Source organism: Ralstonia flatus, from assembly GCF_958439105.1.
GTDB classification, from domain to species: Bacteria; Pseudomonadota; Gammaproteobacteria; order Burkholderiales; family Burkholderiaceae; genus Ralstonia; species Ralstonia flatus.
In genome coordinates this window covers 28,665-42,148 of the sequence record NZ_CAUDLI010000013.1, presented here as the reverse complement: position 1 = coordinate 42,148, position 13,484 = coordinate 28,665, and the positions used below count along the sequence as shown (strand labels likewise).

The following is a 13,484-nucleotide window of genomic DNA, read 5'->3' as shown; positions in this document are numbered from 1 at the left end:
CCTACTTGGTTAGTATACCAAATAGGTGAATTCTGAAAACGGTCTTTCGGGAGAAGTTATCCGGCCAACGACGACGGCAACGACGCGCGCGGCGCCGCTTCGCCGTCGGCAAACACGGCGCTGCCGTCGTCCTCTGGGCTGTCCAGCCGGTTGAGCCACGCCAGCAACGCGTCGGCTTGCTGCGGGCGCGAGAACAGGTAGCCCTGCCCCAGGTCGCAGCCGGCGTCGCGCAGCAACGCGAGCTGCTCGGGATCTTCCACGCCTTCGGCCACGACCTGCATGCGCAGGCTGTGGGCCATGGCGATCACCGCACCGGCAATGGCCTCGCCGTCGCCGGGCATGCGCTGCACGAAGCTGCGGTCGATCTTGAGCTTCTGGATCGGGAAACGCTGCAGATACGCGAGCGACGAATAGCCGGTGCCGAAATCGTCGATGGACAGGCTGATGCCGGCCGCGTGCAGGGATTCGAGCAGCGCGATGTTGGCCTCGATGTCTTCCATCAGCACGCTCTCGGTAATTTCGAGTTCCAACTGATGCGGCGGCAGGCCGGTTTCGCGCAGCACGTCCATGACGTTCTCGACGAGCGCCGGGTCGCGCGTCTGCCGGGCCGACAGGTTGACGGCCACCCGCAGCGTGATGCCGTCTTCGCGCATCCAGCGCACCGCCTGTTGGCACGCGGTACGCAGCACCCAGAGGCCAAGCGGCACGATCAGCCCGGTTTCTTCCGCCACGGCGATGAACTCGCCCGGGCCGATCAGCCCGATCTCCGGATGGCGCCAGCGCACGAGCGCTTCCACGCCGTAGACGTTCGCCTTCGAGATCGGTGCGTCGTGTGCGCCTTCGGTGCGCAGGCGCACCTGCGGCTGGTAGGCCAGCAGCAATTCTTCGCGGTCCAGCGCGCGCCTCAGGTCGGCTTCTACGCGCAGGCGGCGGCGCGCCTGCTGGTCCATCTCCGACGTGAAACTGGCGGCGGCATTCTTGCCGCGGTTCTTGGCGTGGTACATGGCCGTGTCGGCGTTGCGCGTCAGCACCTGCACGTCGCGCGCGTCATGCGGATACAGGCTCACGCCCACGCTGGCCGTCACGTAGATCTGGTGCAGGTCGAGTGCAAACGGCGCCGCCAGCGCAGCCAGAACGCGCTTGGCCAATCCCTCGGCCAGCGTTGCCGCTTCCGCCTCGGCAATCTGCGCGCGCCCCGACAGTTCTGCGATGACCGCAAACTCGTCCCCGCCGATGCGGCACAACACGGCACGCAGGTTGGCCTGGTCGATCACGTCGTTCAGCCGCCGCGCAACCTGGCGCAGCAGGCGGTCGCCGTTGTTGTGGCCCAGCGTGTCGTTGACGACCTTGAAGTTGTCCAGATCCAGCAGAAGCAGCCCCACCGCACCCGCCTGGCCTGCGCGCTTGAGCGAGACTTGCAGGCGTTCGTTGAAGGCGTGCCGGTTCGGCAGTTCCGTCACCGAATCGATGTGGGCGAGGTAGTCCAGATGCGCCTCCGCCTGCAGCACCGCGCGGCGCATGCGTGCGATCACCAGATACGCGAGGCCCATTGCGCCGATGCCCACCGATACGGTCAGCACCGCATAGCCGAGCAGTTGCATGTACAGCTCGCTGAGGCTCGAGCGCACCACGACATAGCCGATCACGCGGCGTTCCGACTCCACCGGCTCCACTACTTCCAGCGTGGTGAGCGTCGATACGTCCGACTCGCGCAGCATGGCGGCATCGGGGGCACGCACCGGTGCGGCGTCCCCATGCTGATACAGCGCCAACGGCTTGCGCAGTGCGCTGAAGATGCCGGCGGCACGCAGCGATGGCGATGCCTCCAGTGCGGCGAGTGTTTCCTCCGCCGCCCGGCGATCATTGAAGAGCAGCGCGGCCACGCTGTTGGCGCCAACGATGCGCGCCTGCACGTGCACGTCGCGCACCAGCGCCGCATGCAGCGCGATGAACTGGAACACGATCAGCAGGAAGCCGGCGATGGTCAGCGCCGCACCGGCACCGGCCATGTTGGCCCGCACCACGGAGTGGCCCAGCCGCGGCCGAGAGGTCGTGATGGACTCGCTCATTGCACGCTCCTCGCCAGGCGCAACAGCTGGGAGCTGAGCTGCAGACGCGCCTGCCGTGCGGCCACCGCATCAATGTCGAAGACCACGCGGTCTTCATGCAGCGCCAACGCGATCATCGGGTCGGGGTTGCCGGCGGCGTGCTGGCCTTTCGGGCTGTCGGATACCGTCAGCACGGGCGTGGCCGGATCGACGCGCACACCGTTCGAGGCGCGCGCGTCGAACACCAGGACATGGCAGCCGGCGACGGCGCCGTCGTTGATCTTTCGGATTTCCAGGCGGTGTCCGCGCACGGGTTTTCCTGTCAGTTTTTCCAAGGCCGCCTGCAACGGGTGCTGGGCGGTGACGCACACCACCATCGGGGCATCGGCCTGCATGACGTCGGCCGGCCAGTTGGTGAACAGCGCAAAGTTGTAGATGAACGCCGCCTTGACCTGCACTTCGCTGGCCTGCATCTGCGCCTGCGTGGCGCCCATGCATGCCACGCCCGCCAGCACGGCGCCGAGCACCGCGCAGAACCTGCGCGGGCCTGGTCTTCGTGCGCGTCGGACGCTGCCGTGCGGGGTGTTCATCGGAACGTGTAGGTGAATTTCAGGCGAAAGGCACGTCCATCCAGCTCGATGGCCGACTGCGGTTGCTCCGGTCCGGCCGGATCGGCGTAGCGTCGATCGAACAGGTTGTAGACGCTGGCCGACATCTCCAGATTCGGTGCCAGCCGCCCCGCCAGCAAGGTCAGGTTGGCGATCCAGTAGCCGCCGACCTGCCCAGTCGTCGTCAGCCGATTGCTGATGTACCGCGCCTCGACCCCGGCGCGCCAGTCGTCGCGCCAGACGGGGGCGGTGGCGTTGATCTTGAGCATGTGACGCGGCGAATTGGCCAGCGTCTGACCCGAGTCCATGTCTTCGGAACGCTGGAAGCTGTAGCTCGTGCGCAGGCGCGTGCCGCCCGGCCAGTTCTGCTCGTAGCCCAGTTCTGCGCCCCGCGTGCGCACGCGCGCCACGTTGCTGAAAAAGAGCAGCCCGGTGTTCGGGTCGTCGCTCTGGCTGATCAGGTTGGAAACGTTGTTCTGAAACACCGACAACGTGGCCTTGCCGCCCGCGGCAACTTGCTGTTCGACAACTGTTTCATACGTCCGGATGCGTTCGGCCGACAGCCCATGCGCAACCTGCTGGCCCCCGGGCGCCGTGGTCTGGTAGTTCAGTTCGTAATCGTTCGGCGCACGATAGGCCATGCCATAGATCGCCTTGACGGTGGTCGTGGGAGCGGCATGCCAGATCAGGCCCACGCGCGGGCTGAAGATGCCCGGCGTGAAGCTCGTGTGGTCGTAGCGCAGGCCCGTATCCAGCAGCCAATCCGGATGGAGCATGAATTGGTCCTGCACATACACGCCCACGCGATTGTTGGTGCGATGGTCGTCCAGGTAACTGACGTACGGCGCCGTATCGAAATTGCGCATTGCATCACGGTAGTCGCGCTGCAGCTCGGTGCCCATGACCAGCGTGTGGCGCTCGATGCGGCGCGTCACCAGCTTCAGTTCCGTGCCGTACCACGCGGTATCGAACACATCGCGGTTGATGCCGGCCGGGGGCGGGTTGTATGTGTAATCGCCCAGCGACGCATACCGCCCCCAGAACAGCCGGGCCGACACGTCGGTGGTGTCGTCCACGGCGTGTTGCCAAGTGCCGTTGAACATGTGCCGTGTATCGACGGCGCGCGAGCGCGGGTCGTTGAAGCTCTGGTCGTACGGGGCCGTCGGCACGCCCTTGGTGCGATCGACGTAGCCGAACGTCATCCCGAACTCGCCGAAGCTGCCCTTGGCGAACAGGCGCTTGGCGCGGTCGAAATCCATGCCGCGGGCCACACCGTCGCTCACGCCCGGCTGGTTGAACTCGGGAAAGTAGAGGTCACGGCCGGGGGCGTCGTTCACGCTGGCCGACAGCAGCCATTCGGCACCGTTCTCGGACCGCTTGCCCCACGTCACGCGGGCGTCGCGCGCATTGGCGCTGCCCGTCGATGCACTGGCCTGCACGCCGTCGATGTCACGGCCGCGCTTGGTGATGATGTTGATCACACCAAACAGCGCGTTCGATCCGTACACCGCCGAGCCCGCTCCCGGCACGTACTCGACGCGCTCGATCAGGTCGACGTTGAGGATGGCTTCGGTGCCGACGGCCGCCTGGTCGAAGATCGGGTCGTTGGTGCGATGGCCGTCGATCAGCAGCAGGAAGCGGGTGTCGTAGTCGCCCGCACGCAAAAAGCCGCGCGCCCCCAGCGTGTTGTAACTGCGATCGTAGTTGGTGTAGAGGCCCGGCAGGCTGCCGAGGATGTCGGCCAGGGTGCGCCAGCCATAGGCTTTGATGTCCGCCGCGGTGACGACCGAAACGTTGGCCGGCGCCTCATTGGCCGCCTGTGCGTACTTGGATGCGCTCGTGACGACCTGCACCTGCATGAGCTGCTCGATGGGCAACGCAGTGAGGTCGGCCACGTCCGTCTGTGCGAGCGCGCCCGTGGAAAGCAACGTACCCGCCACCGCAAACATTTGCGCGATTCGCTTCGACTCCGTCAGCGTGCGGGGCAAGTGCCTGGGCGACGCGCATGAGAGCTCGGCACTCGGGTGTCTCCGGCAGCCCGGCGCAAGCGCACGGGCAATCACAACAAAGGGCGGCATCAGCAGAACCGGCAGAACCGATCACGTCTCTGGGGACGCTCAGCGGGATTTCGATAGTTCTGCTTTAAAACGGAGGCGCGGCGCGGTTCTTTACCCCTCCGAGGACGGGACGACGCTCTAGCGCGGATGTGATGGCAAATTCAGCGGCGGCGCTTGCGCAATCGCTCGATGGCGGCCAGCTGCGCAACGGCTTCCGCCAGTTCGGCCTGGGCGCGGGCGTAGTCGAATTTGCTGCTGCTGTTTTGCATGTGCTCTTCTGCCGCCTTGCGGGCCTGCTCGGCTTTGGCCTCGTCCAGGTCGTGCGCGCGCACAGCGGTGTCGGCCAGGACGATCACCTGTTCGGGTTGCACGTCGACAAAGCCACCGGCCACAAACAGGATCACCTCTTCATCGTTTTCCTGCGTGACGCGCACGGTGCCGGGGCGCAAGCGCGTGAGCAGACGCTCATGGCCGGGCAGGATGCCCAGTTCACCCTCGGTGCCGGGGATCACCACGAACTTGGCGTTGCCTTCGTACAGCCGTTCTTCTGCTGTGACGACATCGACCTTCAGCACCGGCATGGCCTCTCCTCTGTTACGCGCATAGGTCAACACGGTAGCACGATGTGCGCCCGCGCCGTCCTCGCGCACGCCGCCTTTTCAATGCCGCCCGGGCCACGTCGACCTGCACGCGGCAGTGGCCGCCCGCCCGCGCATCGGCCCATGGCTGACCGTAAGGTTTCACCGCATGTAGCGTCACAAACGCTGCCTAGACTGAGCGGCCTGACGATCAAAAAAGACATATCAGGGAAACACAACCATGCTGGGCGATCTATTGATGTCATTCTTCGAGGTGGCGCGCCAGGGCAGCGTCACGTCTGCCGCCAAGCGCCTGCGCCTGTCGCAGCCCACCGTGACCGGGCGCATCCGCCAGCTCGAAGAGATGTACGGCGTGGAGCTGTTCCACCGCCGCGGCAGCCGGCTGGACCTGTCCGATCTGGGTGTGAGCCTCATGCCCATCGTCGAACGCCTCGCCCAGCAGGAAGGCGACGTCGATTTTCTCCTGCGCAATGCCGGCGATCTGCGCACCGGCAACCTGCGCGTGGGCGCCACGGGCCCTTACTACATCCTGCCCAGCGTGGCGGCATTTCGCACGCGCCATCCGACCATCGAAATCACCATCGAATTCGGCAACTCGCAGCAGATGCTGGAGGCGCTTTCGGAGGTGCGCATCGACCTGGCGGTGTCGTCTCACGCGGTGGACGACGAACGCCTGCATCGCATCACGCTGGCCGAGGACACGATGGTGCTGGTCGTGCCGTTGGACCACGCGCTCGGTCGGCGCCCGAGCATTACGCTGGGCGACATTACCGGCTGCCAGCTGCTGATGCGCGAGCCGGGTTCCGTCACGCGCCGCGTTACCGAAGACGCGTTCGCTGCGGCCGGCATCGAGCCCGCCAGCACGAGCATCATCGGCAGCCGCGAAGCCATTTACGAGGCGATCAGCCTGGGGCTGGGCTGCAGCATCGTGCCCGCCCGTGAAGCCCCGCGCCGGCCCGACGTGCGCGTGCTGCCGTTTGCCGACCACGCGCCGATCATCCACGAATACCTGTACTTTCTGAAGGAGCGCAAGGATGCACGGCTGGTGCGGGCGTTCCTCGACTGCCTGAACCCGCAGCTTGCGCAAACACCCAATAAAAAGGCCGATGCGTTCATCGCCAAAGTTATGGCGATGGACACAGCCGCGACGCGCTAGGGACGTAACCTCGCGGTTTTTCAACCGCCCCCGCCCGCCTGCTGTATGCAATCGCTTGCCCTGTTCGACCTGGACCACACCCTGCTGCCCATTGACAGCGAATACGAATGGGGCCGCTTTCTGGTCGCCCAGGGCGCGGTGGACCGAAGCGTCTTCGAGCAAGCCAACGAACGGTGGATGCGGGAATACCGCGACGGCACGCTGGACTTTGCGCGACACGCGCGTTTCTCGCTCGGCCTGCTGGCCCAGCATCCGCGCACGCGGCTCGACGCCTGGCGTGCCACGTTCCTGCGCGACATCATCACGCCGGCCATGCTGCCGCGCGCGCGGCAACTGGTCGACACACACCTGCGCGCCGGCGACCTGTGCTGCATCGTCACCGCCACGCACCGCTACCTGACCGAGCCGATCGCTGCGGCATTCAACGTGCCGCATCTGCTGGCGGTGGAGGGCGAGACCGTCAACGGCCACAGCGATGGCGCCTTCACGGGCAATCCGCTCGGCACGGCCACGTTTGGTGCCGGCAAGATCGTGCGCGTGACGGAGTGGCTCGCACAGCGCGGCCAGCGCATGACGGACTTCTCGCGCACCGTGTTCTACAGCGATTCGCGCAACGACCTGCCGTTGCTCGAGGCGGTTTCACACCCGGTGGCCGTGAGCCCCGACAACACCTTGCGTGCCGTGGCCGAATCGCGCGGCTGGCCGATCGTCGAACTCTTTGCCGCCTGAAAACAAAAACGCCCGCGCGGGGTGAACCGTGCGGGCGATCCTGCACTGAACGACGCTCCGTCAGGCAGCCATTGTTGCGGGCGTGCTGGCCGGCGGCGTCCACTGCGGCAGCGCGGTGTCGTCGACGAGCGCATCCATATGCCGATGCGCCAGCGCCGGTCCGACGCTCATGCCAATGCCGCTGTGCATCAGTGCGACCGTGGTGCGGTCGTCGACGCGGGTGATGGAGAATGCGCCGCTGCCCGGCACATGGCACTTGGCGCCATACACGCCCTGCCAACGCTCCACCACGCGCAGCTTGCTGCCGAAGGTGTCGCGAGCGAGATCCAGCATGAGGTTGTCGACCGACTCGGCATTGAACGGGCGGGCGTCCTGGCCGTAATCGTGCGAATCGCCAACGATCCAGTCGCCATATGGCGTGGGGCTCACCAGCAGGTGGATGCCGTGACGCGCCAGCTCGGGGCGCTGATGCTCGATCTGCATGGCCAGCGCGCGCGCGGTCGGCAGATCCGCAAATGCACCGTAGTGTGTGCATGACAGGCCGGTCAGCACAGCGTGCTCCAGGCGGAAGCCGTCTTCGGGCGTGACGCGCAGCATCTGAAGGCGGCACACCTGCGGTTGCAGAACACGAAGCTGATCGGCGCACAGCGTCTGGTAATCGTGACCGCTGCAGACGACGACGCGCTGGGCGTTGCATACGCCGGCGGTGGTCTCCAGCCGGCCGCCTTCCACATGGCGCACGAGCGTACCGAAATGGAAACGCACGCCTTGTGTGGCGAGCCACGAGGCCAACGCAGGAATCGCTTCCCGCGAATAGAGCTGCAAGTCGTCGAAGCCCTGGAGCGCCGCGCGGTGGCGCAGGAAGCGGCCATCGTAGAGGTTCGCCAGGTCTGCGCTGCGCAACAGCTTGACGTTGTAGCCGAAGCCCGGTGCGCGCGTTGCCATGAACTCGTCGAGCACGGCTTCTTCTGCGGCATTGCGGGCAAACAGCAACGCACCGTTCGCGCGCGCAAAGATGCCGGCCTTGTCGGCCCAATCGAGATAGAGGGCGCGGCTTTCGCGCGCAAGGTCCAGCATGATGCCGGGCGGCTGGCCGGTCACCAGCATCTGCCCAAAATTGCGGATGGACGCGCCGACGGCAATGTCGCTGCGCTCGAACACCGTCACGCGCAGGCCGCGTTTGACGGCCGCGGCTGCGTGCGCCAAGCCCAGAATGCCAGCCCCGACGATGGCGACGTCGGTGCTGGCATCCAGGCTCCCTTGAGATACGGGAGCTTGCATCGCTTACTTCTTCTCCGACTTGCCGTCGTAACGCTTCGTCCACTCGGCGAGGATGCGGTCACGGTTGGCGCTGGCCCATGCAAAGTCGTTCTTGATCAGGCGCTTTTCGTAGTCGGCCGGCAGCAGCGGATCCGGCTTGGAGAAACCGGGCGTGGCCACCACGGCAAAATTCTTCTCGTACAGCGCCATGGCAGCGGGGCTTGCCGAGAAGTCAGCCAGCTTCTTGGCCGCTTCCAGGTTCTTCGTGCCCTTCATGATGCCGGTCGCTTCCACGTCCCAGCCCAGGCCTTCCGACGGCAGCACGATATCGATCGGGGCGCCTTCCTTCTTCGACTTCACCGCGCGGTATTCGAACGCGATACCGATCGGGAATTCACCCGACGCCGCCATCTTGCAAGGCTTCGAACCCGAGTGCGTGTACTGGCCGATGTTCTGGTGCAGCGCGTCCATGTAGGCCCAGCCCTTCTGCTCGCCCATCGTCTGCAGCCAGGCGCTCACGTCGAGGTAGCCCGTGCCGGACGACGCCGGGTTCGGCATGACGATCTTGCCGGCATAGACGGGCTTCGTCAGGTCGGCCCACGACGTCGGCTTCGGCAGGTTCTGCTTCTGTGCTTCGACGGTGTTGAAGCAGATGGCGGCGCCCCAAGCGTCCATGCCGACCCAGGCCGGCGGGTTGGCCTTGTCGCGGTAGGTTGCACCGATCTTCGCCAGATCGGCCGGCGCGTACGGCGTCAGCATGCCTTCCTTGTCCAGGATGGCCAGACTCGATGCAGCCAGACCCCACACCACGTCGGCGCGCGGGTTGTTCTTCTCGGCCAGCAGCTTGGCGGTGACGACGCCGGTGGAGTCACGCACCCATTTGATTTCGATGTCCGGATTGGCCTTCTCGAAGGCATCCTGATACGCCTTCACTTGGTCGGCTTCCAGCGCCGTGTACACGGTCAGCGTGGTCTTGGCGAACGCCGACGTGGCAAACGCCATCGTTGCCGACGTGATTGCAGCGGCCAGCAGGGAAAGACGTGCGGTCATGGTTTCCTCGGTAGGGTGTGATGCAGCGGAAAAGACAACAAACAGAACAGCAAACTCAGATGCACTGCGGGCGCTCACCGCGCGCGAGGCGGCGGTTGATATCGGCCACGACTTCAGGCAGATCGGCAATCGTGTCGATCTCGTAGTGCGGTCGGCAGGCGGCAAAGCCGGCCGAGATGGCAACGCGATGCCGCGCGCGCTCATCCGCAGACAGCGCGGCGTATTGCGCGTACGGCAGACCCAGCGCGTTGCCCGACATCAGCAGCGCAACGGTCCACATGCCGGCGCGGCGGCCTTCTTCGATGCCGGGCACGGTGTCGTCGACCTTTACGCAGGCAGCCACATCGCCAATCGCAAGATCGACCACGCAACGCAGGGCCTGCGCGGGCCACGGGCGGGCGCGGGGCACTTCGTCGCAAGCGACCACGCAGTCGGGCGTGTAGCCGGCCTTGGCAGCCAGGTCGACCACGCGGTCCATCACCACGCGCGGGTAACCCGAGCACGTGCCGATCTTCAAACCCGCTTCGCGCAGTGCAGCGACGGTGTCCAGGGCGCCCGGAATCAGTGCGGAATGCGCGCCGACCTTTTCGATCTGCAGCGGCATGAAGCGGTTGTAGATGGCGGTGACATCGTCATCGGTCGGCATGCGGCCATGCGCGAGCGAGAAGCGCGCGGCAATTGCGCCGTCGTTGCACAGCGTGCGGATGTGGTCCCACTTGCCCAGGCCCATCGGGCCGCGCGCTTCGTCCAGCGTGATGGCAACGCCAAATTCCGCGAACGCTTCCACGAAGATCTGCGTGGGCGCAAACGAGCCAAAGTCGACCACGGTGCCGGCCCAGTCGAGCACCGCAGCTTCCAGCCGCAATGGCGTGCTGCCGGGATTGGGGCGGTCTGCGCCCGCCTGGCGCGCCGTGATTGGCGAGGAATCACCCATGTTCTTGCTTCCTTTCTGCTGTTGCGATGACGGACTACGAATGACGGACTGCGACCTCAATGCGCCGCCGTGCGCCAGGCCTGCGTGCGGCGCACGATGCCGCGCATGGCCAGCTCCAGCAGCAGCGATACGACGATCGACGTGACGAGAATGAGCGTGGACATGGCCGCAGCGGGGCCGATGTCGCCGGCGTCGTCCATGTTCAACACGGCCACGGACGCGAGCACGGTGTCCGGGCTGTAGAGGAAGATCACCGCCGACACGGTCGTCATGGCCGACACGAACAAGTAGCGCGCGCACGACAGGACGGCGGGCAGGCACATCGGCAGCGTTACGCGCCAGTACGTGCGCAGCGCCGACACCTTGAGCGAGGCCGACACCGCCTCGAACACCGGATCGAGCTGCCCGAGCGAGGCCACCGACGTAAGGTGCGCTGCCGTGGCGCAATGCATGATCGTGCAGAGCACCATCAGCGCCATGCCGCCATACAGGCCGTTGAGCGGATTGGCGGGATGGTTGAAGAAGAACACGTAGCCCAGACCCAGCACGAGGCCGGGCACCGCCATCGGCAACAACACCGCAAAGCGGATGGCCGAATGCAGCCACGATTGCAGCCACCCTGCGGCGCGCGTTTTTTCGACCAGCCATGCGCCGGTGAAGATCAGCGCGGTCCCGAACACGGTGGTGAGCGCGGCCAGCTTCAGGCTGTTGCGATATGCGAGCCAGCCGCCGCCGTCCATGTTGTCGAAGTCGTAGTTGCGCAGCGACAGCTCGAGGTTGTACGGCCAGAGTTTCACCAGCGACGCGCCAACGGCGGTAGCCAGCATCAGCAGAATCCCCCCAACCACCAACGCGCTCAGCAACAGGAAAAGCCCGTCACGCAGGCGATCCGGCTGTGGGTGATAGGGTTGTGCGCGGCTGGCCAGCGCGGCGTGCTGGCGACGCTGCACGAGGCGCTCTACCGCAAAGGTCAGCAGCGCAGGCAGCAGCAACATCAAGCCGATGACGGCGCCGCGCGCAAACTGCTGCTGCCCCACCACCGCCTTGTAGGCCTCAACGGCCAGCACCTGGTAGCTGCCACCCACCACGGTCGGCACGCCAAAGTCAGTCGCGACCAGCGTGAAGACCAGCGCAAAGGCACCGAACAAGCCGTAGCGCGCGCCGGGCAGCGTGACCGTGCGGAACGTGCGCCAAGGGCTTGCGCCCATGGCACGTGCGGCGTCATACAAGCGACCGTCTGCCAGCGTAAGCGTCGCCAGCAGCAGCATCAGTGCATACGGGAAGGTGTAGAACACCTCGCCCAGCACGATGCCCCAGAAGCCGTAGATGTTGCCGCCGTTCATCCACGCCTTGAACAGGCCCTGGTTGCCGAACAGGTAGACGAGCGCAATGCCGGGCAACAGCGACGGCGCAAACAGCGGCAGCATGGCCAGCGTGCGCATCGTGCCGCGCAACGGCATGCGCGTGCGTTGCACCGCATAGGCAAGGGCAAACGCCAGCGGCACCACAATCGCGGCCACGGCGCTCGATACGGCCAGCGTACGCCCCACCATGGCCAGGAAATTCGGCCCCTGCACCACGTGCGCGACCAGCGCGAAGCCATGCTCGTCCGTGCTCCGGGCACTGGCAACGAGGCCCGTGGCCTGCAAGAGCATCATCGCCGTGGGCAGCAGCAGACCGAGGGTCAGCAACAGCAACCAGCCGAGCTTCATGCCGGTCAGCACCGGCGCATCGGTACGCCAGAATGGCCGGCTCGCAGCGCGAACCGGTTCGGATTGCGTGGCCGCAACCACGTTGGTCTCGGGAGGCAGCATCGACATCGTGGCCTCAGGCATACACGCGCAGGCCGTCGCGCTCCAGCGCGATCCACAGCTTGCTGTCGCCCAGGCCGCTGCGGCCGGCTTGCAGCGCGCTCGATGCCACTTCGGCCACCAGCGGTGCATCAGCCAGGCCATCGATCGACAGCGTCACGCGCGTGCGGCTGCCCAGGTAGATCTGATCGACTACGCGGGCCAGATGGCGGTTAGGGGCGTCGTCGTCGGGATGCAGCGTGACGGCCTCGGGGCGGCAGAAGAGCCGGCCTGGCGTCGAAGCACTGTCTGCGAAAGCGGGATCGAGCAGCAGCGGTTGGCCGGCCAGCGTGGGGGTGCCGTCTTCGGCGCGCTCCAGCGGCAGCCAGTTGGCCTGGCCGACAAACCCGGCGACAAACCCGGTCGCGGGCCGCGAATAGATCTCCGCCGGCGAGCCGGTCTGCTCGATGCGGCCGTTGGACATGACCGCGATGCGGTCGGCCATCGCCATGGCCTCGTCCTGGTCGTGCGTGACCATCAGCGTGGTGACATTCAGCTTGCGTTGCAGACGGCGCAGCTCGATGCGCAAGTGTTCGCGCACCTGCGCGTCCAGCGCCGACATCGGCTCGTCCAGCAGCAACAGTGACGGCGCGGGCGCCAGCGCGCGGGCCAGTGCCACGCGCTGCTGCTGGCCGCCCGACAGCTGCGACGGATATTTCGCCTCGCTGCCGGCAAGGCCGACCAGCGCGAGCATCTCCGAGACACGCGTCTGCATGCGGGCACGGTTGCCGTTGCTGGTGTCCAGCCCGTAACCGACATTCTGCGCAACGGTCAGGTTGGGGAACAGCGCGTACGACTGGAAGACGATGCCGTAGTCACGCTCGCGCGGCGGCAGGTGGGAAATATCGCGGCCACCGGCGACGATCTGGCCGCCGTCGTGCGCCTCCAGCCCGGCAATGATGCGCAGCAAGGTCGTCTTGCCGCAGCCCGAGGGGCCCAGCAGGCAGACGAATTCGCCCTGCGCGACATCCAGCGATACACCATCGAGCGCCGTGAACGCGCCAAAGCGGCGCGAGACGTGTCGCACGGACAGGAACGGCGCGGCGGAACCCGAGGCGGGATTGGTAACAGGCTGAGGTAGGGGCACGGGGGCGCAGACAGTGGCAAAAACGGTCGCCACTGTAGCCAGCCGACATGTACCCCTTGTGGCAGTTACCCCAAAAACGCCAATGCGCGCATTTCCGGATTTTGGT

The 13,484-nt window shown here is 66.1% G+C and carries 11 protein-coding genes; 2 read left to right on the top strand and 9 right to left on the bottom strand.

From position 1 onward, the window contains the following. Window positions 1-56: 56 nt before the first annotated feature. The 4 genes from R2676_RS23725 to R2676_RS23710 form a co-directional block, all read right to left on the bottom strand. Window positions 57-2,069 (bottom strand): putative bifunctional diguanylate cyclase/phosphodiesterase, encoded by a 2,013-nt coding sequence (locus R2676_RS23725; protein WP_206274359.1) that lies wholly within the window; start codon window positions 2,067-2,069, stop codon window positions 57-59. After that, entirely contained in the window at window positions 2,066-2,638 is a 573-nt protein-coding gene (locus R2676_RS23720; RefSeq protein ID WP_206274358.1) for a YfiR family protein, read from the bottom strand. The genes R2676_RS23725 and R2676_RS23720 overlap by 4 nt, the downstream gene beginning before the upstream one ends. Then, window positions 2,635-4,605 (bottom strand): TonB-dependent receptor plug domain-containing protein, encoded by a 1,971-nt coding sequence (locus R2676_RS23715; protein ID WP_206274505.1) that lies wholly within the window; start codon window positions 4,603-4,605, stop codon window positions 2,635-2,637. Before R2676_RS23715 ends, R2676_RS23720 begins: the two co-directional genes overlap by 4 nt. 269 nt (window positions 4,606-4,874) lie before the next feature. Beyond that, window positions 4,875-5,294 (bottom strand): F0F1 ATP synthase subunit epsilon, encoded by a 420-nt coding sequence (locus R2676_RS23710; RefSeq protein ID WP_027678890.1) that lies wholly within the window; start codon window positions 5,292-5,294, stop codon window positions 4,875-4,877. A 238-nt stretch (window positions 5,295-5,532) separates the two neighbouring features. Here R2676_RS23710 and R2676_RS23705 point away from each other — a divergent pair, with 238 nt between their 5' ends. Both R2676_RS23705 and R2676_RS23700 read left to right on the top strand, forming a co-directional pair. Then, complete coding sequence (locus tag R2676_RS23705) at window positions 5,533-6,468, top strand: LysR substrate-binding domain-containing protein (protein WP_206274357.1); 936 nt, start codon at window positions 5,533-5,535, stop codon at window positions 6,466-6,468. Window positions 6,469-6,513: 45 nt separating this feature from the next. Beyond that, window positions 6,514-7,197 carry an HAD family hydrolase gene (locus R2676_RS23700; protein WP_206274356.1) on the top strand — a complete coding sequence of 228 codons (684 nt, stop codon included), beginning with the start codon at window positions 6,514-6,516 and terminating at the stop codon, window positions 7,195-7,197. A 60-nt stretch (window positions 7,198-7,257) separates the two neighbouring features. Here the strand turns inward: R2676_RS23700 and R2676_RS23695 are convergent, their stop codons facing one another. The 5 genes from R2676_RS23695 to R2676_RS23675 are packed head-to-tail and all read right to left on the bottom strand — an operon-like array spanning window position 7,258 to window position 13,378. Next, window positions 7,258-8,478, bottom strand: coding sequence for a TIGR03364 family FAD-dependent oxidoreductase (locus R2676_RS23695; protein WP_206274355.1), 1,221 nt, complete (start codon window positions 8,476-8,478; stop codon window positions 7,258-7,260). A 3-nt stretch (window positions 8,479-8,481) separates the two neighbouring features. Continuing rightward, window positions 8,482-9,507 carry a putative 2-aminoethylphosphonate ABC transporter substrate-binding protein gene (locus R2676_RS23690; protein WP_102067717.1) on the bottom strand — a complete coding sequence of 342 codons (1,026 nt, stop codon included), beginning with the start codon at window positions 9,505-9,507 and terminating at the stop codon, window positions 8,482-8,484. Between the two features lie 55 nt (window positions 9,508-9,562). Then, window positions 9,563-10,441 (bottom strand): phosphonoacetaldehyde hydrolase, encoded by an 879-nt coding sequence (gene phnX, locus R2676_RS23685; RefSeq protein ID WP_206274354.1) that lies wholly within the window; start codon window positions 10,439-10,441, stop codon window positions 9,563-9,565. 56 nt (window positions 10,442-10,497) lie between these two features. Continuing rightward, window positions 10,498-12,261 (bottom strand): putative 2-aminoethylphosphonate ABC transporter permease subunit, encoded by a 1,764-nt coding sequence (locus R2676_RS23680; RefSeq protein ID WP_027678884.1) that lies wholly within the window; start codon window positions 12,259-12,261, stop codon window positions 10,498-10,500. A gap of 7 nt (window positions 12,262-12,268) precedes the next feature. Continuing rightward, a complete protein-coding gene (locus tag R2676_RS23675; protein ID WP_316857621.1) occupies window positions 12,269-13,378 on the bottom strand; it encodes a putative 2-aminoethylphosphonate ABC transporter ATP-binding protein in 1,110 nt (369 codons plus the stop codon). Window positions 13,379-13,484 lie beyond the last annotated feature (106 nt).

What these genes read in the sequence shown, in the direction of transcription:
- R2676_RS23710 (WP_027678890.1), bottom strand. Translation starts at nt 5,294, where the DNA reads ATGCCGGTGCTGAAGGTCGATGTCGTCACAGCAGAAGAACGGCTGTAC.
- R2676_RS23725 (WP_206274359.1), bottom strand. Translation starts at nt 2,069, where the DNA reads ATGAGCGAGTCCATCACGACCTCTCGGCCGCGGCTGGGCCACTCCGTG.
- phnX (WP_206274354.1), bottom strand. Translation starts at nt 10,441, where the DNA reads ATGGGTGATTCCTCGCCAATCACGGCGCGCCAGGCGGGCGCAGACCGC.
- R2676_RS23700 (WP_206274356.1), top strand. Translation starts at nt 6,514, where the DNA reads ATGCAATCGCTTGCCCTGTTCGACCTGGACCACACCCTGCTGCCCATT.
- R2676_RS23680 (WP_027678884.1), bottom strand. Translation starts at nt 12,261, where the DNA reads ATGTCGATGCTGCCTCCCGAGACCAACGTGGTTGCGGCCACGCAATCC.
- R2676_RS23715 (WP_206274505.1), bottom strand. Translation starts at nt 4,605, where the DNA reads ATGTTTGCGGTGGCGGGTACGTTGCTTTCCACGGGCGCGCTCGCACAG.
- R2676_RS23690 (WP_102067717.1), bottom strand. Translation starts at nt 9,507, where the DNA reads ATGACCGCACGTCTTTCCCTGCTGGCCGCTGCAATCACGTCGGCAACG.
- R2676_RS23720 (WP_206274358.1), bottom strand. Translation starts at nt 2,638, where the DNA reads ATGAACACCCCGCACGGCAGCGTCCGACGCGCACGAAGACCAGGCCCG.
- R2676_RS23705 (WP_206274357.1), top strand. Translation starts at nt 5,533, where the DNA reads ATGCTGGGCGATCTATTGATGTCATTCTTCGAGGTGGCGCGCCAGGGC.
- R2676_RS23695 (WP_206274355.1), bottom strand. Translation starts at nt 8,478, where the DNA reads ATGCAAGCTCCCGTATCTCAAGGGAGCCTGGATGCCAGCACCGACGTC.